A 19,111-nucleotide genomic window follows, 5' to 3' on the forward strand; every position below is an offset into this window, starting at 1 on the left:
AACTCCCGTACCGGCCCCGTGGTACGTTGGGGGCACAACGACGCGGGGTGGAGCAGCTCGGTAGCTCGCTGGGCTCATAACCCAGAGGTCGCAGGTTCAAATCCTGTCCCCGCTACTGAAGACCAAGGCCCGGATTCCTTGAGAATCCGGGCCTTCGTCATGCGTTCGGGTCAAAGCTGGTCGGAGGCGGGTCGGAAGACCCATGTGGGAAAGCTGTGTGCTTGAGTTTGGCATGTCGCCGTGTCGGGAAGTCGACAAACCGCTGAAGTGACCTCACTGGCTGCGGTATACCAGGTGTACGCGGGTTACAGGTGATGCGACGATGGCTCTTATGGGGGACAAGGCAAGGTTGTTGGAGACGGACCGGTTTGTGCATGCGCCCGACGACGGGCGCGAATCCGAGATGCCGATGGACGCGATGGAGGCCGTCGAGGCCGCCGAGGCGTCGGACGCGGTGACCGAGACCGGTCACCGCCGGGCCGCGGAGGCGGGCGACACCGCCGCCATGAGCGCACTGGGCGCGATGCTGCTGCGCCGCGCCGACCTCGACGGGGCCGAGCCGTACCTGCGCTCCGCAGCAGCCGCAGGAGACCGCGCCGCGGCCAACAACCTCGGCGTCCTGCTGCACCAGCGGGGCTACGCCGACGAGGCCGCCGGATGGTGGCGGATCGCCGCCGTCGCGGGCTCCGCCGCCGCCGCGCACGCCCTCGGCCGCCACTACCGCGAGCGCGGCGACGAACCGGCCGCCGAGTACTGGCTGCGCCAGTCCGCCGAGTCCGGCCACTGCCTGGGCGCGTACGCCCTCGCCGACCTGCTGGAGCACCGCGGCGACATCGGCGCCGAGCGCTGGTTCCGGGCCGCCGCCGAGCGGGGCCACCGCGAGGCCGCGTACCGCCTCGCCCGCGTCATCGAGGACGGCCGCGACACGGACCGCCGCGCGGTGCCCGCGTACGGCGAGTTGACGCAGCAGGCCGAGGCCGAGCAGTGGTACCGCCAGGCCGCCGCGCGCGGCCACCGGCGGGCCGCGCTCCAGTTGGGCGCGCTGCTGGAGGACCGCGGTGACGTCCAGGAGGCGGGCCGCTGGTACCTGTCCGCCGCCAAGGACGGTGAGGCGCGGGCCGCCTGTGCGCTGGGGTTCCTGCTGCGCGACGCGGGGGACGAGGAGAGCGCCGCGGAGTGGTGGCGGCGCGCGGCCCAGGACGGCGACGGCAATGCCGCCAACGCGCTGGGCGCGCTGCACGCCGACCGCGGCGAACTCCAGACCGCCGAGCGCTGGTACCGCGCCGCGCTGGATGCCGGAGACGTCAACGGCGCCTACAACCTGGGCCTGTTGTGCGCCGAGCAGGGCTCGCCCGGCCGCAGCGAGCAGTGGTACCGCCGGGCCGCCTACGCGGGCCACTGCGAGGCCGCCAACGCGCTGGCCATCCTGCTGCTCCAGCGCGGCGACGCCTCCGGGGCGGAGCCGTGGTTCTCCAAGGCGGCCGAAGCGGGCAGCGTGGACGCCGCGTTCAACCTCGGCATCCTGTTCGCCGGCCGCGGCGAGGAGCGGCTGGCGCACTCCTGGTACGAACGGGCGGCGGCGGCCGGGCACACCGAGGCGGCGCTCCAGGTCGCCATCGTGCAGCTGCGGGACGGCGAACTCCCGGACGCGGAGCGGAATCTGCGCTGCGCGGCGGGCGGCGGCAGCGCCGAGGCCGCCTTCCGGCTCGCCGACCTCCTGGACCGCAAGGCCGCGGAGGCGGGCGGCGCCGGGCTCGCGGACGGCGACCGGACCGGGGACGACGAGAGCACGCAGTGGTACGAGCGGGCCGCGCGGCAGGGGCACCGGCGTGCCCAGGTGCGGGTTGGCATGTTCGCCGCGGCCCGCGGCGACGCTGTCGAGGCGGCGACCTGGTACCGCGCGGCGGCCGAGGCCGGCAGCCGCAACGGCGCCTTCAACCTCGGGCTGCTGCTGGCCCGCGAAGGCAGCCTCCCCGAGGCCGCCATGTGGTGGCAGCGCGCCGCCGAGGACGGCCACGGCCGGGCGGCGCTCCGGCTGGCGCTGATCGCCGCCCGGCGCGGTGCGCTGGCGGAGGCGCAGAAGTGGTGCGGGCGCGCAGTGGAGCTGGGGCCGCCGGAGGTCGCGGAGCGGGCGGCGCGGCTGCGGACGGCGCTCCAGGAGGAGCTGAGCGCCTAGCGTCCCGCCGGGCCCGCCGTACGGCGGGCCCGGCGCGCCCGGGGCCCAGTGGTGGGCCGGGGGGCCGGGCCCTGCGCTCCGGAAGGGATTTGCGCTGGTCGTCGGGCTGGGGTTAGAGTTGAGCCACAACGACGCGGGGTGGAGCAGCTCGGTAGCTCGCTGGGCTCATAACCCAGAGGTCGCAGGTTCAAATCCTGTCCCCGCTACTGAAGACCAAGGCCCGGATCCTTCGAGGATCCGGGCCTTCGTCGTTTCCCGTTGCCGTCGTCCGGGGCCGCCGCACGGACGCTGGCCGGCCGCCTCCGCGCACCGGGCGCGGTCGGCGAGTTCGCTCTCCGGCCGCGGCGCCTCCTTCGCGGTACCGGCATCGCCGTACGCCTTCCGCAGCCGCTCGACGGCGCCCTCCCGATCTCCCGATCTCCCGGTCCGTCCGGCCGGTCTCCCGGTCCGTCGGGAGCGACGCCACCGAGGTCGGGATCTTCACCGAGGTCAGGATCTTCCGGGGCGGCCTTCAGTGGCTTCGCCGGTTCGGCGACGCACGCCGTGCCGGGCTTGATGCCGCGGTCCTGGAAGATCACCGCGGCCGGCGGTCGATGCTCGTCCGGGGCTCCAACTCGCCCGCGCCCGGCCGCAGTAGTTCCGCGCGGTGCACCGACGGCGATGTGACGGGGCGTCGGTTCCGGGCGGCCGGGGGCGGCCCGGACGGGGGCCGGTTGCCCTCGGCGTCAGGAGCCGGAGGTGCAGTCGGGGCAGATGCCCCGGTACGTCACGGTGACCTCGGAGACCTGGAAGCCGTAGCGCTCCGGCTCGGGGAGGGCGGAGAGCGGGTCGCCGTGGACGTGGACGTCGCGGATCGTGCCGCAGCGTGAGCAGACCAGGTGCTGGTGGTCGTGATGGGCGTTGGGGTCGTAGCGCTTGGCGCGGCCGTCGGTGCTCACTTCGAGCACCTCGCCGAGCGAGACCAGCTCGCCGAGGGTGTTGTAGACCGTGGCGCGAGAGATCTCGGGGAGGTGCTCGGACGCCCTGGCGTGCACTTCGTCGGCGGTGTAGTGGACGTGCTCCCCGTCCAGGACCTCGGCGACGACGCGGCGCTGTGCGGTCAGCCGCCAGCCGCGTCCTCGGAGTCGTTCCAGCAGGTCACTCATGCCAATCACCTATCAGTCAGATAGACACCAGAGTAGCAGTGACCGGTCCATCGCCGGATCAGGTACGAGTTTCGGATACTTCTTGACTTGGACAATGTCCAATGTAGGATCGTGTTCGGCGCAAGCCAAGGGCAGGTGTACGGAAACATCAGGAGGCGCATGTGTCGGTAGAGACCACCACCGGACCGCTGACCACGGAGTCCGGCGCTCCCGTCGGGGACAACCAGAACAGCGAGACGGCGGGCGTCGGCGGCCCCGGTCTCATCCAGGACCAGCTCCTGATCGAGAAGCTCGCGCACTTCAACCGTGAGCGCATTCCGGAGCGCATCGTGCACGCCCGCGGCGCCGGTGCGTACGGCACGTTCACCGTGACCGCGGATGTGAGCAAGTACACCCGCGCGAAGTTCCTCTCCGAGGTCGGCAAGCAGACCGAGACGTTCCTGCGCTTCTCGACGGTCGCAGGCAACCTCGGCGCGGCGGACGCCGTGCGCGACCCCCGCGGCTTCGCGCTGAAGTTCTACACCGAAGAGGGCAACTACGACCTCGTCGGCAACAACACCCCGGTGTTCTTCATCAAGGACGCCATCAAGTTCCCCGACTTCATCCACACCCAGAAGCGCGACCCGTACACCGGCTCCCAGGAGGCGGACAACGTCTGGGACTTCTGGGGCCTGTCGCCCGAGTCCACCCACCAGGTGACCTGGCTGTTCGGCGACCGCGGCATCCCCGCGTCGTACCGTCACCTCAACGGCTACGGCTCGCACACCTTCCAGTGGAACAACGAGGCGGGCGAGGTCTTCTGGGTCAAGTACCACTTCAAGACCGACCAGGGCATCGAGAACCTCACCCAGGACGAGGCCAACAAGCTCGCCGGTGAGGACCCGGACAGCCACCAGCGCGACCTGCGCGAGGCCATCGAGCGCGGCGACTTCCCGACCTGGACCGTGCAGGTGCAGATCATGCCGGCGGCCGACGCGGCCGACTACCGCTTCAACCCGTTCGACCTGACCAAGGTCTGGCCGCACGAGGACTACCCGCCGATCGAGATCGGCAAGCTGGAGCTCAACCGCAACCCGCAGAACATCTTCGCCGAGGTCGAGCAGTCGATCTTCTCCCCGCACCACTTCGTGCCGGGCATAGGCCCGTCCCCGGACAAGATGCTCCAGGGCCGGCTCTTCGCGTACGGCGACGCCCACCGCTACCGCGTCGGCATCAACGCCGACCACCTCCCGGTCAACCGCCCGCACGCCACCGAGGCGCGCAGCCACGGTCGCGACGGCGCGCTCTACGACGGCCGTCACGGCGGTCGGAAGAACTACGAGCCGAACAGCTTCGGCGGCCCGGCCGAGACCGGCCGGCCGCTGTGGCAGCCGGTCGCGGTGACCGGCGAGTCCGGCGAGAGCGCGGCGCCCTCGCACGCCGAGGACGACGACTTCGTGCAGGCGGGCAATCTCTACCGCCTGATGTCGGAGGCCGAGAAGGAGCGCCTGATCGACAACCTGGCGGGCTTCATCGCCAAGGTCTCCCGCGACGACATCGCACAGCGCGCGATCGAGAACTTCCGCAAGGCGGACGCGGACTACGGCAAGCGGCTGGAAGCCGAGGTCCAGGCCCTGCGCGGCTAGCAGGAGCGCTCCACGGCCGGATCGCCGCCGCTGACGCGGGGGCGGTCCGCGCCGCGGGGCCGCTCAACTGCCGCTTGCCGTAAGAGCCGAAGAGGCCGGATGCCATGGGGCTCCGGCCTCTTCGTGCGCCCGGGGGCGGCGCGTGCGGCGCCGGCCCGGCCTGCGGCTGTGCTGGCGGCCTGCGGTTGTGCCGGTCCGGCCGCAGGCCGTTGTGCTGGCCCGGCCTGCGGCCTCAGGCGGGAATCGGGGCCGCCCGCACCGGGACGTCCGACCAGCAGCGGATGATGTCGCGGACCGAGACGACGCCGACCGGTTCGCGGTCGTCGAGGACGATGAGATGGCGGAAGCCGCCGCGCACCATGGCTTCCGCGGCCTCGTCCAGGGTCCAGTCCGGTGTCGCGAAGACCACGTCGGGGGTGGTGTGGCTCTGTGCCGTCTCCCGGTCGGGGTTCTCGCCCGCGCCGAGGGAGTTGAGGATGTCGCGCTCGGTGAGGATGCCGATGCCGCAGGTGTCGTTGTCGAGGACCACGGCCGAGCCGATGCGGCGGGCCGCCATCAGCCGTGCCGCCTGGCGGAGGGTGTGAGCCGGCCCGATGGTGAGGACCACCGTGCTCATGGCGTCTTTGACGAGCATGGGCATGGAGTGGAGCCACCTCCTTGGTGCATGTGACATTGCGAAGTGATTCACAAGTTCACAAACTGGGGGATTCTCATGTTCACATGCTCCGGTTGATGCAACAAGGGGCAAATGTTGGACACCAGTCCGAACATCTGCCCCTTCGCAGGTCAGCGCCTGGATCCGGGCGACGGCGGGCCGCGGACCGGTCGCCGGGCGTCAGCCCCGGGTGTCGCCGAGGTAGCTCAGCAGGTCCTCGTGGAGCAGCCCGTTGGAGGCCGCGGCGTTCCCGCTGTGCGGGCCGGGCCGGCCGTCCAGTCCCGTGAACCGGCCGCCCGCCTCCTGGACGACGACCGCGCAGGCCGCCATGTCCCACAGCGACAGCTCGGGCTCCGCGCAGATGTCCACCGAGCCCTCGGCGACCATCATGTACGGCCAGAAGTCCCCGTAGGCCCGGGTGCGCCAGCAGTCCCGGGACAGGTCGAGGAAGCCGGACAGCTTGCCGCGCTCCTCCCAGCCGGTCAGCGAGGAGTACGCGAACGAGGCGTCCTGGATGCGGCCGACCCGCGAGGCGGTGAGCCGGGTCGCGGAGGTCAGGCTGCGGCCGGTGAAGGCGCCCAGGCCCTCGGCGGCCCACCAGCGGCGGTTGAGGGCCGGGGCGGAGACGATGCCGACGACCGGGCGGTCGCCGCCCTCGCCGCGCTCCATCAGGGCGATCAGTGTCGCCCACACCGGCACCCCGCGGACGTAGTTCTTGGTGCCGTCGATCGGGTCGATGATCCAGCGGCGCGGCCCCGAGCCCTCGCTGCCGAACTCCTCACCGAGCACCGCGTCCCGCGGCCGGGCGCGCTGGAGCTGGCTGCGGATCAGCTCCTCGGCGGATTTGTCCGCCTCGCTCACCGGCGTCATGTCCGGTTTGGTCTCGACCTTGAGGTCGAGGGCCTTGAACCGCTCCATCGTCGCGGCGTCCGCGGCGTCCGCGAGGACATGACCGAGGCGAAGATCATCGTGATAGTCGGGCATGTGCGAACAGTATCTACTGGTATACGCGGGATCCACACGGCCATGCCGGGCCCTACGGGTGGTATCCGCGGGTGCGGCGCGCAAGCTCCCCCGGACGGTCCCCGCAGCGGCCCTTGACAGTTCCTGACGTCGCGTCAATTCTGTGCGGGAGCAGCTGCTTCAGGCCCCGGACCGGGGAGGTGACGGATGCCCTCGGCACGTGAATCCCTCCTGGACGCCGCCTATGCGGCGCTGCTGGCCCGCGCCTGGTCGGCGGTGCGGATGGTGGACGTGGCAGCCGCGGCCGGGGTGTCCCGGCAGACGCTCTACAACGAGTTCGGCAGCAAGGAGGGGCTCGCGCGCGCCCTCGTGCGCCGGGAGACCGACACCTACCTGGCCGGGGTGGAGCGGGCGCTCGCCCCGGATGGGCCGGTGGCCGCCGGGCCGCCGGGTGACGCGGCCGGGCGGGTGGTCGCCGCGGCGGCCTGGACGCTGCGGACGGCGCGGGTGAACCCGCTGGTCAGGGCCGTGCTGACCGGGTGCTGGGCGGACCGGCTGCCGACCCTGCCGGACGGTCCCGCCGAGCTCGTCGGCTGCTTCCGGGACCGGGCGGTCGCGGCGCTGGAGCCCGGCTGGCCGCGCGAGGAACTGCCCGCCCTGGGTGCCGCCTGCGAGACCGCGGCCCGGCTGACGCTGTCCTGCGTGGTCGCCCCGGCGGACGGCGCGGACCCGCGGCCGGGTTCCGCCGGGCAGGCGCCGGGCCGCGTACCCCTGCCCTGGCAGTGGCCGCCCCGGGAGCCGGGGAACGAGGCGGTGAACCGGCTCGTGCGGGGTGCGTTCGCGGGGCTGCCGGGGCGCGGCGCGGGGGCCGGACCAGGACGGTCGGGTGGCCGTCCGGCGTCAGTGGGCCGACCCCGACAGCTGGAGCCCGATGACCCCGACGATGACCAGGGTGATGGAGACGATCTTCAGGGTGGAGACCAGGTCGCCGAGGAAGACCATGCCGTAGATCGCGGTGCCGGCCGCGCCGATGCCGGTCCAGACCGCGTACGCCGGGCCCACGTCGAGCTTGCGCAGCGCCAGCGTCAGCAGGCCGAAGCTGCCGAGTGCGAACGCGGCGAAGGCGGTGGTCGGGAAGAGGCGGGTGAAGCCGTGCGAGAGCTTGAGGCAGACCGCGAAGCCGGTCTCCAGGATCCCCGCCACCACGACCAGCAGCCACGCCATGTCCCGTTGCCTCCGTCAGCTCGATGACCGCTTCAGCCAGGTGACCACTCCGCCGGGTACGGGCCCGGCCTCGGTGTGATTATGCCCGCGGCCCGGAGGGGTGGCAGCGGATTGCGGCGATCAGTCGCCCTCGCGTCGCTCCCGCGTGGCCAGCAGGCGGCGCAGCGAGTAGAGCCGGGCCGGTTCGGCGTGCCCGTCTGCCACCCACCCGTCCAGCGCGCAGTCCTGCTCGTCGTGGCTGCACGCGCGCGGGCAGCCGTCGGTACCCGGTTCCAGGTCGGGGAAGGCGTGGATGACTCGGGACGGGTCGACGTGGTGCAGCCCGAAGGACCGTACGCCCGGGGTGTCGATGACCCAGCCGGAGTCGCCGGGCAGCGGCAGCGCGAGCGCGGAGGTGGTGGTGTGCCGGCCGCGGCCGGTGACCGCGTTGACATGGCCGGTGGCCCGGCGGCGCTCCGGGACCAGGGCGTTGACCAGGGTCGTCTTGCCCACGCCGGAGTGCCCGACGAACGCCGTCATCCGCCCGGTCAGCTTCTCCCGGACGCGGTCGGCGGCGGTGCCGTCGGTGAGTTCGTCGCGGTTGGTGACGACGTACGGGACGCCGAGCGCGCCGTAGGACTCCAGCAGGGCGTCCGCGGAGGCCAGATCGGACTTGGTCAGCACCAGGAGCGGGTCCAGGCCCGCGTCGTAGGCGGCTACCAGGCAGCGGTCGATGAGCCGCGGGCGCGGCTCGGGGTCGGCGAGCGCGGTGACTATGGCGAGCTGGTCGGCGTTGGCGACCACCACCCGCTCGTACGGGTCGTCGTCGTCGGCCGTACGGCGCAGCGTCGAGGTGCGCGGTTCGACGCGGACTATCCGGGCGAGGGTGTCCTTGGCGCCGGTCAGGTCGCCGACCACCGCGACCCGGTCGCCGACCACCGCGCTCTTGCGGCCCAGTTCGCGGGCCTTCATCGCGGTGACCGTACGGCCTTCGATGAGGCAGGTGAGGCGGCCCCGGTCGACGGTCAGGACCAGGCCCTCGCAGGCGTCCTCGTGCTTGGGGCGGATGTTCGTACGGGGACGGTTGCCCTTGCGGTTGGGGCGTACGCGGACGTCGTCCTCATCGGGGTTCTTGCCGTAGCGGCGCATGGCGGCGGCTGTCCTCAGGCTCTCCGGGCGGGGGCCGCCGGATCGAGCATGTCCGTCCACAGGGCGGGGAAGTCGGGCAGGGTCTTGCCGGTGGTGGCGACGTTCTCCACCTCCACGCCCTCGACGGCGAGGCCGATGACCGCGGCGGCGGTGGCCAGCCGGTGGTCATCGTAGGTGTGGAAGATCCCGCCGTGCAGCGGGCGCGGCCGGATGTGCAGCCCGTCGGCGGTCTCGGTGACATCGCCGCCGAGTTCGTTGAGCTCCTTGGTGAGCGCGGCCAGCCGGTCGGTCTCGTGCAGCCGCAGGTGGGCGACGCCGCGGAGCGTGGAGGGGGAGTCGGCGAGCGCGGCGACCGCGGCGATGCCCGGGGTCAGCTCGCCGACCTCGCCGAGGTCGACGTCGATGCCGTGGATCCGGCCGCTGCCGGTGAAGGTCAGCCCCTGGTCGGTCAGCTCGCAGGAACCGCCCATCGCGGTGAAGATCTCGCGCAGCGCGTCGCCGGGCTGGGTGGTGCGCTCGGGCCAGTCCGGGATGGTGACCCGGCCGCCGGTGACCAGCGCCGCGGCCAGGAAGGGCTGGGCGTTGGAGAGGTCCGGCTCGACGACCAGGTCGCGGCCGAGCAGGGCGCCGGGGGTGACCCGCCAGACGTTCGGCTCGCCGCCCGCCTCCGGGGTGTCCACCTGGGCGCCGACGCTGCGCAGCATGTCGACGGTCATCCGGATGTGCGGCATCGAGGGCAGCGCCGCGCCGACGTGGCGGACCTCGACGCCCTGGTTGAACCGCGGCGCGGACAGCAGCAGGGCGCTGACGAACTGGGACGACGAGGAGGCGTCGATCTCCACCCTGCCGCCCTCCAGGGCGCCGCCGCCGAACACCGTCATCGGCAGCGCACCGCGGTTGTCGTCGTCGATCCGGGCGCCGAGGGCGCGCAGCGCGTCGATGACGCCGCCCAGCGGGCGCTCGTAGGAGCGGGGGTCGCCGTCGAAGCGGATGGGGCCGTCGGCGAGCGCGGCGACCGGTGGCAGGAAGCGCATGACCGTGCCGGCGTTGCCGACGTCGACGGTGGCCGGGCCGTGCAGACCGGCGGGGATGATCCGCCAGGCCTCGCCGCCGGCCGCGTCGGCGGAGCCGGAAGAGCTGGAGGAGCTGGACGAGGCGGTCTCCTCGATGCCGACGCCCATGGTGCGCAGCGCCTCGGCCATCAGGAGCGTGTCGCGGGAGCGCAGCGGGCGGCGCAGCCAGCCGGGCTCGGAGGAGAGGGCGGCCAGGACCAGACCGCGGTTCGTGACCGATTTCGAGCCGGGCACAGTGACGGTTGCATCGACCGCCCCCGAGGCGAGGGGGGCGGGCCACAGGGCGGGGAGTGCGGGGCTCTCGGTCATGCCCTTACTTTAATGGCTGGGCAAGGGTGCCGATCTTGATCAAAAGCGGCGCAACCTGTACGAAACATGGCGCTGGTAGTGCACCCACAGGCCAGAGGCATATACGGGGCACCACCGCCGTACGGAAGCCGTACGGAAACCGTACGGAATACGGGTTACCGGCGGCCGGACGGCGCCGCCCGCCGCGGGGCGCCGTCCGGTCACAGGCCGAGCAGCCAGCGCCCGCCGCCCATCAGGGAGCACAGCGTCACCACGTGGAAGAACCCGAGCCAGACGGCCGCCGGGACATGCGTCAGGCGGGCGAGCTGGTCCGGGTCGGAGTCCACGGCGCCGCCGCGCCGCCGCTTGCCCTGGAGCTCGAAGGGCGGCCGTACACCGCCCAGCAGGAGGAACCACACCACCGCGTACGCGAACGCCGCCTGCACCTGCGGTGTCGTCAGCCAGGAGACCAGGAGGAAGGTGCCGCCCGCGAGGACGACGGTGAGCACGCCGTACGCGTTGCGGATCATCACCAGCATCGCCAGGAGCAGCGCGGTGGCGCCCCACAGGAGGGCCGTGATGTGCCCGGAGGCGAGCAGCGCGGCGCCCGCCAGGCCGAGCAGGGACGGGGCTATGTAGCCGGCCGCGGCGGTCAGCACCATGCCCAGGCCGTGCGGCTTGCCCCGGGAGACGGTCAGTCCCGAGGTGTCCGAGTGCAGCCGGATGCCGTCCAGGCGGCGGCCGGTGACCAGGGCGATCAGCCCGTGGCCGCCCTCGTGGGCGATGGTGACGGCGTTCCGCGAGAGCAGCCAGGCGGTGCGCGGGACGACGGCGCCGAGGGCCAGCACGCCCGTGACGATCACCAGCCAGAAGGACGGATCGGGCTGGGCCCCGAAGACCCGGTCCCAGACGTCGGTGATGTGGTGGGTGTCCATGTCTCCCCTTCGTGTGGCATGGCAGTGTGGCATGCATGTGCGGTAGGTATGCAGCGAGTCGTCGCCCCGAGGACCTGGCGGGGATCTTCGACGTACAGCAGTGGGACCCGAAGGAGACCCTGGCGCCCAGTTGGAACATCGCTCCGACGGACAACGTGCAGGCGGTACTGGAACGTCCCCTCAAGGGCGAGGCGGCCACCGACTTCCCGCCGGGCCCGGTGCGCCAGCTGCGCACGCTCAAGTGGGGCCTGGTCCCGTCGTGGTCGAAATCACCCGAGGCCGCGGCGAAGATGATCAATGCACGGGCCGAGACGGTGCACGAGAAGCCGTCCTTCCGGCAGGCGTTCGCCACCCGCCGCTGCCTGCTCCCCGGAGACGGCTATTTCGAGTGGGTCACCGCCGCCGCGGAGCGGCAGCTGGAGGAGCAGGGCAGGAAGAAGCGGCCCCGCAAGCAGCCGTACTTCGTGACGCCCGCGGACGGGTCCGTGATGGCGATGGCCGGGCTGTACGAGTTCTGGCGGGACCGCACGCTGCCCGGCGACCACCCTCTGGCGTGGTGGGTGACCTGCACGGTCGTCACCACCGAGGCCGAGACCACGCCGCTCGCCGGGGCCACCGGCGGCGAGGGCCCGCAGTCGCTCGCCGAGATCCACCCCCGGATGCCGCTGGTCCTGCCCCCGGACCGCTGGGACGCCTGGCTCGACCCGGCCCGCACCGACCCCGACGAGGTGCGCGAGCTGCTGGCGCCCCCGCCGGCCGGGCTGATGCGGGCCCATCCCGTCCCGACCGACGTCAGCAACGTCCGCAACAACGGGCCGGAGCTGGTCACCGAGCTCGACGGCCCCGAGGTCGGCACGCTGTTCTGAGGGGCCCGGGGCGCGCTGCGCTGCCCTTACCGGCACGCCGCGGGCAGGATGGGCGTATGAGCACAGGGGCGAACGAGAGCGAGACGGTCGGCACGCCGGCCGGCGACGCGCGGATCACCTGGTACCGGGACGCCGAGCCGTCCCGGGCCGTGGTCGCCGTCGGCCACGGCGCGGGCGGCGGCATCGAGGCCCGCGACCTGCGGGCCCTGGCGGCGGCGCTGCCGGCCCGCGGGTACACGGTCGCGCTGGTCGAGCAGCCGTGGCGGGTGGCCGGCAAGAAGCTGGCGCCCGCGCCGAAGACGCTGGACACCGGGTGGACCGCGCTCTGGCCGGCGCTGGAGAAGCCGGGGCTGCCGGTGGTCGCCGGCGGTCGCAGCGCGGGCGCCCGGGTGGCCTGCCGTACGGCGCGCGAGCTGGGCGCCCATGCCGTACTGGCGCTGAGCTTCCCGCTGCACCCGCCGGGGAAGCCGGAGAAGTCGCGGGCCGACGAGCTGACGGGCGCCGGGGTGCCGACGCTGGTCGTCCAGGGCGGCCGGGACCCGTTCGGACGGCCGGCGGAGTTCCCCGCGGGCACCGAGATCACCGAGGTGGCCCACGGCGACCACGGCTTCGCGGTGGCGAAGTCGGCGGGGGTGACCGAGGCGGAGTCGATGGCACAGCTCACCGACGCGGTGGTGGCGTGGCTGGACGGCATGTTCGGCTGACCGGCCCGGGGCGCGCTCCCAGAGGGCCGGACCCCGCCGGACCTGCGCGGAAATCCCGCGGCGGACCGGGAATGATCCGGGCCGCGACCGCTGTTGTGCCTGGCGTAGGCAGTGGAGTACGTCCAGCGCAGCACGAGGAATGGGAGTCCGCCGCATGGGAATCGCTTGCCCGGCCCGCCCGGCCGCCGACCTGAAGTGGTCGCCGATGCAGGTGGCACAGCCCGCCCTCGCTGGAACGGCGGCGGCACCGGATCGTCGTCTATTCTCCGAATCGAGTGGGTCCGCGGCAGGATCCGCCACGGGGTTGGAGGAGGTGGGTCCGGTCACCGGAACCGACGCAGGGACCGACGGCACGGCGGGAGAGCAGACCGCTGGTCGGAAGGAGAGCGACGCCGAGCGCAATGCGCGCTTCGAGCGGGACGCCCTCGGCTTCCTCGACCAGATGTACTCCGCCGCGCTGCGCATGACGCGCAATCCGGCCGACGCGGAGGACCTGGTGCAGGAGACGTACGCGAAGGCGTATGCATCCTTCCATCAGTTCCGGGAGGGGACCAACCTCAAAGCCTGGCTGTACCGCATCCTCACGAACACCTTCATCAACTCCTACCGCAAGAAGCAGCGGGAGCCGCAGCGCAGCGCCGCCGACGAGATCGAGGACTGGCAGCTGGCGCGCGCCGAGTCGCACATGTCGACGGGTCTGCGCTCCGCCGAGTCGCAGGCGCTCGACCACCTTCCGGACTCGGACGTGAAGGCCGCGCTCCAGGCGATCCCCGAGGAATTCCGCATCGCGGTCTATCTCGCGGATGTCGAGGGCTTTGCGTACAAGGAGATCGCGGACATCATGGGGACACCTATCGGCACGGTGATGTCCCGTCTGCACCGCGGCCGTCGCCAACTGCGCGGCATGCTGGAGGATTACGCCCGCGAGCGCGGGCTGGTCCCGGCGGGGGCGACGGCTGCGGAGACGCAGTCCGCGCCGGCGTCGGAGCCGCACGACCGGAAAGGCTCGGGATCATGAGCTGCGGAGAGCCGCACGAGAAGGACTGCTCAGAGGTCCTTGACCACCTCTACGAATATCTCGACCGCGAGATGCCGGCGGGGGAGTGCGCGGAGTTCCAGGTCCATCTCGACGAATGCTCGCCGTGCCTGGAGAAGTACGGCTTGGAGCAGGCCGTCAAGAAGCTCGTCAAGCGCTGCTGCGGCCACGATGACGTCCCCTCCGACCTGCGCTCCAAGGTCATGGGCCGGATCGATCTGATCCGGGCCGGGGAGGCCGTGCCCGAGGTCAGCGTGCTCGACCAGGCCCGGCACGAACAGGCCCGGCGGGAGCAGGCGGCGGAGGCGTCGGGAGGCTCCGACGCGGACGCGGCCGAGCCCGCCGCGAAGACCGAAGCACGCACCAGGTCCGCGCGCGCCGAATAACGCCGCGCATCACCCTATGGGGTGAGGGGCGGGGCGATTCGTCCCGCCCGATCCGCTGATGCGCCCTCTCCGGCGTCCCAGCCCCTCTATTCTCGCCGAACCCCCGCGTACCGCGGTCGCGGCCGTGGCGGGGCGTGCGCTGGGCAGGGTGAGGAGGGCGCGATGCGGGAACTTCCGGTGACCGCGCGGGTGTATATCGGCTGCGCCGCCCTGGCCGCTGCACTGTGCGCGGCCCCCGCGCCGCGGCTCGGCGCCGCCGCCCCCTGGACCGGCGCCCTGGCGCTCGCCGCGCTGTACGGGCTCTGCGAACGCCTCCGCCGCTGCCCGCTGGCGGACGGCCTGCGGCGCCGTGCCGGCGGCGCAGGCGAGGAGTCCGGCACCTTTCCCCCGGGGTGGGCGACTCCCGTCCTGCTGGCCGGAGCCCTGCTGCTGCCCCCGCCGCTGGCCGCGCTGACCGCCGTCCCGGGCGCCCTGCTCGCCCCGGCCGCCGCACCCTGGCCAGCCACCCGCCGGCTCTGGCACGCCGCCGAACTCGCCCTCGCCTGCTGGACGGCCGCCCAGGTCTTCCGGGCCCTCGGCCCCCACCCGCTGTCCGCGCCGCGCTTCCCGCTCCTGCTGCTGCCCGCCGTGGCCGCCTCCGTGGCGTTCTGCGGGGTGCTCGCGGCCCTGGACGGCGGGGTGCTCGCGGTCGCCGAGCGGCACCCCGTAGGCAGCGCCTGGCGCGGGCTGCTGACCCGCTCGCTGGGGCCGCATCTGGTGCACGGACTGGCCGGGTTGATGATGGCGGTGCTCTGGCGCAGCGTGTACGGGCCGCCGGCGGCGCTGCTGGTGCTGCTGCCGGTGTACCTGTCCTGCTGGGTGTTCGCCCAGTACCACCGCGAACGCGCCGCCCACCAGGCCACCATCCGCGCCCTCGTCCAGGCTGTCGACATCAAGGACCGCTACACCCGGGGGCACAGCGAGCGGGTCGGCCGGGCGTCGGTGATGATCGCCCGGGAGCTGGGCATGGCGCAGAGCCGGCTGGAGGTGCTGCGGTTCGCCGGGATCCTGCACGACGTCGGCAAACTCGGCGTGCCCACGCGGCTGTTGCGCAAGGACGGGCCGCTGACCCCCGAGGAGCGGCGGATCATCGAGCTGCATCCCGAATACGGGCACGAGATCGTGCGCGGCATCGGCTTCCTTGGCGAGGCGCGGGCGGCGATCCTGCACCACCACGAGCGGGTGGACGGCCGTGGCTACCCCTACGGACTGACGGGCCGTCAAATCCCGGAGTTCGCCCGGGTGGTGGCGGTCGCGGACGCCTTCGACGCGATGACCTCCACCCGCTCCTACCGCCGCGCCCGCCCGGTGCCGGCCGCCGTCGCGGAGCTGCGCAGGTGCGCCGGGGCGCAGTTCGACCCGCGGATGGTCCGGGCGCTGGCGGCGGCGCTCGACCGGCACGGCTGGCGCCCGGACGAGGTGGCGGCACAGGAGCCGGACCCGGCGCTCCCGGTGGCCGGCGGACACGTCCCGCCGGCGCGGGCGCCCCGGCCGGGCGCCGGGCAGGGCGGCGTCCGGTGACCGGCCGCCGCACCGTCGCCTGCGTCTACGTACCCGCCGCCGCGCTGGCCTGCTGGGGCCTCGCCCGGACCCTCTGGGGCGGGGTCGCCGAGCCCGGGAACGCGCTGGCCTTCGGTGTGCTGATCGCGGTGGGCGAGGTGGTGCGCCGCCACCCCGCGGAGCGGGCCGGCCCCTCGCCCGACCACCGCCCCTCAACGAGCCGCTTCGCGGCGCCCCTTCTCCCCGGCCAGCGGGAGGGCGCACCGCTCGGCGCCGCCGGGGCGCTGGCGTACGCGCTGCTCGGTGAGGCGGGCGGGCGGCCGACGGGCCATGGCGTACCGCAGACCGTGGCGGTGGTGGTGGCGGCCGGTCTGGTAGGACTCGTCCCGTATGTCGTACGGGGCGGCAGCCCGGCGCTCGATCCGCTCGCCCGCCGGGTGCTGACCGTCGGCTTCGCCGCCACCTGCTTCCAACCCCTCTACAACACCGGCACCTTGCGCACCTGGGGTGCGACCGGTCCGCTCTGCCCGCTGTTCCTGGTCGGGCTGCTGGCGCTGACCGCACTGTGCGACGCGGTGCTGGCGGCGGCGCTGGCCCGGGCCCGTACCGGCTGGCCGTACGGGCCGCTGCTGCGCGACGAGTTGCGCGCGCTGCCCGGGATCGGATCGGCCATCTGCGCCACGGGCGTGGTCATGGCGCTGGCCACCGCGGTCGCCGGGCTGTGGGCGCTGCCGGTGTTCTGCCTGCCGCTGCTGCTCACCCAGTTCGCGTTCCGCCGGTACGCGAACGTGCGCGCCACCTACCGCCAGACCATCGCCTCGCTGGCCCGCGCGACCGAGATCGCCGGCTACACCCCGCACGGCCACGCCCGCCGGGTCGCCGCGCTGAGCCGCGCGGTCGGCCGTGAACTGGGGCTGAGCGCACCGGACTTGGACGTCCTCGAATACGCCGCGCTGATGCACGACATCGGCCAGCTCTCGCTCGTCGACCCGGTGCCGGGCGGTGCCACCGCTCCGCTGCCGCCCGCCGAACAGCGCCGGATCGCGCTGCTGGGCGGCGCCGTCGTGCGGCAGACCGGGGTTCCCTCGGAGGTCGCGGTGATCGTCGAGCGGCAGGCGGATCCGTTCCGGGAGCAGCCGGTCACCGCCCGTATCGTCCGTACCGTCAACGCCTACGACGATCTCGCCGCGCGCTCCGCCGGGCCGGGGGCGCCGCTGCGCGCCCTGGAGGGGCTGCGGCTGGCCACCGCGCAGGACCACGAGCCGCGGGTCGTGGAGGCGCTGTCCCGGGTCCTGGCGCGCGGCGGCCGGGCGGGCTGAGCCCGAACCCGTGCGCGGGGCGCGGAACGGGGCGTTCGCGGCGCCCCGCCGCGGAGCGTTCGCGGCCCGTCCACCGTCACGGAACCCATGGGTAATGAGCGGCCTGCGAGATGGGCATGGTTGGATGCGAAGGAAGCCCCCCGAAGGGGGATTCAGGGGGTCGGCGAAGGGCAAGGAGCCGCTAGGGGGGCGCAGCACACCGGGCTGAGCCCGACGGCAATCTGTGGCAGGTTGTCGAGTGGGCCCCCAGAAGGCCCCGGGCACCGCCCGGGACGCCTCCGGAGCGGCACAAGAGCAACCAGCAGGCGGGAATCGTGAGGATCTTCGGCAAGGTACGGCACCGGCCCTCCGCCTCGTGGCGGCAGGCGACCGACCGCGCTTTCACGCTGATCGGCGACGGCCGTTACGAGGACGCGGGGGCGCTGCTGACGCGCGCGGCGGACATGGAGCCCTGGCTGTCGGAGTCCTGGTTCAATCTCGCGCTGCTGCACAAGTTCCGGCACGACTGGGAGCAGGCGCGGGCCGCCGGGCTGCGCGCGGTCGCCCTGCTGGACCGCGAGACCGGGGCGCCCGACTGGTGGAACGTGGGCATCGCCGCCACCGCCCTCCAGGACTGGCCGCTGGCCCGCCGCGCCTGGCAGGCGTACGGCCTGAAGGTCCCCGGCGAGGGCTCCCCGACCGGTGAGCCGCTGGGGATGGCGCTGGGCAGCGCCGCGGTCCGGCTGTCACCCGAGGGCGAGGCCGAGGTGGTCTGGGGGCGCCGGCTGGACCCGGCCCGTATCGAGGTGCTCTCCATCCCGCTGCCGTCCTCCGGGCGCCGCTGGGGCGAGGTCGTGCTGCACGACGGCGTCCCGCACGGCGAGCGGATCACCGCGGCCGGCGGCGCCGGCCGGGCGTATCCGGTCTTCGACGAGATCGAGCTGTGGGCGCCCTCCCCGGTGCCCACCTGGGTGGTGCTCCTGGAGGCCGCCACGGAGGCCGACCGGGACGCGCTGGAGCGGCTGGCGGCCGACGCCGGGTTCGCCGCCGAGGACTGGTCGTCGTCGGTGCGGCTGCTGTGCCGTACGTGCTCGGAGAGCCGGATGCCCAGCGACGAGGGAGACGGCGAGCACCTGGACCCGCACGACCACAGCGAACCGGGCCACCCCGGGCCGCTGGGGCACCGCACGGCCGGCTCCGGCTCGCTGTGGGTGCCGGAGCGCGAGTGCGGGATCGCGGCGCCCGCCGCCCTGGTGCGCGGCCTGCTGGACGGCTGGGTCGCGGACAGCCCGGACAGCCGGGAATGGCGCGATCTTGAAGAGGTCTGCTGAGAGCCGGAGCGTGTCGCCGTAGGCTGTACGGCGACTATCGGGGTTTTCAGGAAGGCGTACGGCGGAGATGGCTCAGCAGGACAGTGATCAGCAGGTGAGCGACGAGTTCGTCGACGACGTCACGGATGCGAACGAGCGCGAGGAGGCCCACCGCGAGCGCGGCACCTCGCGCCCGATCACCGTGGTCGGCAACCCGGTGCTCCACAAGGAGTGCAAGGACGTCACCGAGTTCGATGACGCGCTCGCGCAGCTCATCGACGACATGTTCGCCAGCCAGCGCACCGCCGAGGGCGTCGGCCTGGCCGCCAACCAGATCGGTGTGGACCTGAAGGTCTTCGTCTACGACTGCATGGACGACGAGGGCGTGCGGCACGTCGGCGCGGTCTGCAACCCCGTCCTGGACGAGCTGCCCGCCGGGCGCCGGGTGCTGGACGACTCCAACGAGGGCTGCCTGTCCGTGCCCGGCGCATACGCCGAGCTGGCGCGCCCCGACTACGCGGTGGTCCGGGGCCAGGACGCCAAGGGCGACCCGATCGTGGTCCAGGGCACCGGCTACTTCGCGCGCTGCCTCCAGCACGAGACCGACCACCTCTACGGCTACCTCTACATCGACCGGCTCTCCAAGCGCGACCGCAAGGACGCGCTGAAGCAGATGGCCGAGCGGGAGCCGCGCTACCCCGTGGTCGCCAACGACTGAACGGGGCGCGCGGGGCCCTGGGGGCGATCCGACGGGTCAGGG

17 protein-coding genes, 2 tRNA genes and 1 pseudogene are annotated in these 19,111 nt (G+C 73.3%); 13 read left to right on the forward strand and 7 right to left on the reverse strand.

Annotated elements, in window-relative coordinates; translation table 11 throughout:
• The first annotated feature begins 41 nt into the window (after positions 1-41).
• The 3 genes from IEZ17_RS01120 to IEZ17_RS01130 all read left to right on the forward strand — a co-directional run bounded on the left by IEZ17_RS01120 (position 42) and on the right by IEZ17_RS01130 (position 2,382).
• Positions 42-115, forward strand: a tRNA-Met gene (locus IEZ17_RS01120).
• A 207-nt stretch (positions 116-322) separates the two neighbouring features.
• Positions 323-2,176 (forward strand): tetratricopeptide repeat protein, encoded by a 1,854-nt coding sequence (locus tag IEZ17_RS01125; RefSeq protein ID WP_189295364.1) that lies wholly within the window; start codon positions 323-325, stop codon positions 2,174-2,176.
• A gap of 132 nt (positions 2,177-2,308) precedes the next feature.
• Positions 2,309-2,382 (forward strand) — tRNA-Met (locus IEZ17_RS01130).
• Positions 2,383-2,901: 519 nt separating this feature from the next.
• Here IEZ17_RS01130 and IEZ17_RS01135 read toward each other — a convergent pair.
• Positions 2,902-3,321 (reverse strand): Fur family transcriptional regulator, encoded by a 420-nt coding sequence (locus IEZ17_RS01135; protein WP_189295366.1) that lies wholly within the window; start codon positions 3,319-3,321, stop codon positions 2,902-2,904.
• A 161-nt stretch (positions 3,322-3,482) separates the two neighbouring features.
• Between IEZ17_RS01135 and IEZ17_RS01140 the strand changes: the two genes are divergently transcribed.
• The gene (locus IEZ17_RS01140) at positions 3,483-4,946 is read left to right on the forward strand and encodes a catalase (RefSeq protein WP_189295369.1); all 1,464 of its coding nucleotides are present in this window, start codon (positions 3,483-3,485) and stop codon (positions 4,944-4,946) included.
• Between the two features lie 232 nt (positions 4,947-5,178).
• Here the strand turns inward: IEZ17_RS01140 and IEZ17_RS01145 are convergent, their stop codons facing one another.
• Together IEZ17_RS01145 and hisN are read right to left on the reverse strand one after the other, a co-directional pair.
• Positions 5,179-5,580: a CBS domain-containing protein gene (locus IEZ17_RS01145; protein ID WP_189296160.1), complete on the reverse strand. Its 402-nt coding sequence runs from the start codon at positions 5,578-5,580 to the stop codon at positions 5,179-5,181.
• A 201-nt stretch (positions 5,581-5,781) separates the two neighbouring features.
• The gene (gene hisN / locus IEZ17_RS01150) at positions 5,782-6,585 is read right to left on the reverse strand and encodes a histidinol-phosphatase (RefSeq protein ID WP_189295371.1); all 804 of its coding nucleotides are present in this window, start codon (positions 6,583-6,585) and stop codon (positions 5,782-5,784) included.
• A gap of 186 nt (positions 6,586-6,771) precedes the next feature.
• On the opposite strand from hisN, the pseudogene IEZ17_RS01155 reads away from it, so the two are divergent.
• Positions 6,772-7,293: pseudogene (locus tag IEZ17_RS01155) on the forward strand (TetR/AcrR family transcriptional regulator); the annotation flags it as partial.
• A 171-nt stretch (positions 7,294-7,464) separates the two neighbouring features.
• Here the strand turns inward: IEZ17_RS01155 and IEZ17_RS01160 are convergent.
• The 4 genes from IEZ17_RS01160 to IEZ17_RS01175 form a co-directional block, all read right to left on the reverse strand.
• The gene (locus tag IEZ17_RS01160) at positions 7,465-7,788 is read right to left on the reverse strand and encodes a DMT family transporter (protein ID WP_189295373.1); all 324 of its coding nucleotides are present in this window, start codon (positions 7,786-7,788) and stop codon (positions 7,465-7,467) included.
• 120 nt (positions 7,789-7,908) lie between these two features.
• Complete coding sequence (gene rsgA, locus IEZ17_RS01165; RefSeq protein WP_189295375.1) at positions 7,909-8,916, reverse strand: ribosome small subunit-dependent GTPase A; 1,008 nt, start codon at positions 8,914-8,916, stop codon at positions 7,909-7,911.
• 14 nt (positions 8,917-8,930) lie between these two features.
• Complete coding sequence (gene aroA / locus IEZ17_RS01170) at positions 8,931-10,298, reverse strand: 3-phosphoshikimate 1-carboxyvinyltransferase (protein ID WP_189295377.1); 1,368 nt, start codon at positions 10,296-10,298, stop codon at positions 8,931-8,933.
• Positions 10,299-10,498: 200 nt separating this feature from the next.
• A complete protein-coding gene (locus tag IEZ17_RS01175; protein ID WP_189295379.1) occupies positions 10,499-11,212 on the reverse strand; it encodes a M50 family metallopeptidase in 714 nt (237 codons plus the stop codon).
• A 35-nt stretch (positions 11,213-11,247) separates the two neighbouring features.
• Between IEZ17_RS01175 and IEZ17_RS01180 the strand changes: the two genes are divergently transcribed.
• From IEZ17_RS01180 to def, 8 genes are all read left to right on the forward strand, one after another.
• Positions 11,248-12,078 (forward strand): SOS response-associated peptidase, encoded by an 831-nt coding sequence (locus IEZ17_RS01180; RefSeq protein ID WP_189295381.1) that lies wholly within the window; start codon positions 11,248-11,250, stop codon positions 12,076-12,078.
• A 56-nt stretch (positions 12,079-12,134) separates the two neighbouring features.
• Entirely contained in the window at positions 12,135-12,782 is a 648-nt protein-coding gene (locus tag IEZ17_RS01185; protein WP_189295383.1) for an alpha/beta hydrolase family protein, read from the forward strand.
• A 313-nt stretch (positions 12,783-13,095) separates the two neighbouring features.
• Positions 13,096-13,800 (forward strand): sigma-70 family RNA polymerase sigma factor, encoded by a 705-nt coding sequence (locus tag IEZ17_RS01190; protein WP_189295385.1) that lies wholly within the window; start codon positions 13,096-13,098, stop codon positions 13,798-13,800.
• A complete protein-coding gene (gene rsrA, locus IEZ17_RS01195) occupies positions 13,797-14,204 on the forward strand; it encodes a mycothiol system anti-sigma-R factor (RefSeq protein ID WP_189295388.1) in 408 nt (135 codons plus the stop codon). The genes IEZ17_RS01190 and rsrA overlap by 4 nt, the downstream gene beginning before the upstream one ends.
• Before the next feature lie 162 nt (positions 14,205-14,366).
• Complete coding sequence (locus tag IEZ17_RS01200; protein ID WP_189295390.1) at positions 14,367-15,764, forward strand: HD-GYP domain-containing protein; 1,398 nt, start codon at positions 14,367-14,369, stop codon at positions 15,762-15,764.
• Entirely contained in the window at positions 15,761-17,062 is a 1,302-nt protein-coding gene (locus IEZ17_RS01205) for an HD-GYP domain-containing protein (protein ID WP_373299709.1), read from the forward strand. The genes IEZ17_RS01200 and IEZ17_RS01205 overlap by 4 nt, the downstream gene beginning before the upstream one ends.
• 314 nt (positions 17,063-17,376) lie before the next feature.
• Positions 17,377-18,372 (forward strand): tetratricopeptide repeat protein, encoded by a 996-nt coding sequence (locus IEZ17_RS01210; RefSeq protein WP_189295392.1) that lies wholly within the window; start codon positions 17,377-17,379, stop codon positions 18,370-18,372.
• 67 nt (positions 18,373-18,439) lie between these two features.
• Positions 18,440-19,069: a peptide deformylase gene (def, locus tag IEZ17_RS01215; protein ID WP_189295394.1), complete on the forward strand. Its 630-nt coding sequence runs from the start codon at positions 18,440-18,442 to the stop codon at positions 19,067-19,069.
• Positions 19,070-19,111: the final 42 nt, after the last annotated feature.

Origin of the sequence: Streptomyces albospinus (assembly GCF_014648695.1) — a bacterium.
Lineage (GTDB): Bacteria > Actinomycetota > Actinomycetes > Streptomycetales > Streptomycetaceae > Streptomyces > Streptomyces albospinus.

Bases quoted from the DNA above. Each gene is read 5' to 3' on its own strand.
- IEZ17_RS01125 (WP_189295364.1), top strand. From the start codon at position 323: ATGGCTCTTATGGGGGACAAGGCAAGGTTGTTGGAGACGGACCGGTTT.
- IEZ17_RS01135 (WP_189295366.1), bottom strand. From the start codon at position 3,321: ATGAGTGACCTGCTGGAACGACTCCGAGGACGCGGCTGGCGGCTGACC.
- IEZ17_RS01145 (WP_189296160.1), bottom strand. From the start codon at position 5,580: ATGCTCGTCAAAGACGCCATGAGCACGGTGGTCCTCACCATCGGGCCG.
- hisN (WP_189295371.1), bottom strand. From the start codon at position 6,585: ATGCCCGACTATCACGATGATCTTCGCCTCGGTCATGTCCTCGCGGAC.
- IEZ17_RS01160 (WP_189295373.1), bottom strand. From the start codon at position 7,788: ATGGCGTGGCTGCTGGTCGTGGTGGCGGGGATCCTGGAGACCGGCTTC.
- rsgA (WP_189295375.1), bottom strand. From the start codon at position 8,916: ATGCGCCGCTACGGCAAGAACCCCGATGAGGACGACGTCCGCGTACGC.
- aroA (WP_189295377.1), bottom strand. From the start codon at position 10,298: ATGACCGAGAGCCCCGCACTCCCCGCCCTGTGGCCCGCCCCCCTCGCC.
- IEZ17_RS01175 (WP_189295379.1), bottom strand. From the start codon at position 11,212: ATGGACACCCACCACATCACCGACGTCTGGGACCGGGTCTTCGGGGCC.
- IEZ17_RS01180 (WP_189295381.1), top strand. From the start codon at position 11,248: ATGTGCGGTAGGTATGCAGCGAGTCGTCGCCCCGAGGACCTGGCGGGG.
- IEZ17_RS01185 (WP_189295383.1), top strand. From the start codon at position 12,135: ATGAGCACAGGGGCGAACGAGAGCGAGACGGTCGGCACGCCGGCCGGC.
- rsrA (WP_189295388.1), top strand. From the start codon at position 13,797: ATGAGCTGCGGAGAGCCGCACGAGAAGGACTGCTCAGAGGTCCTTGAC.
- IEZ17_RS01200 (WP_189295390.1), top strand. From the start codon at position 14,367: ATGCGGGAACTTCCGGTGACCGCGCGGGTGTATATCGGCTGCGCCGCC.
- def (WP_189295394.1), top strand. From the start codon at position 18,440: ATGGCTCAGCAGGACAGTGATCAGCAGGTGAGCGACGAGTTCGTCGAC.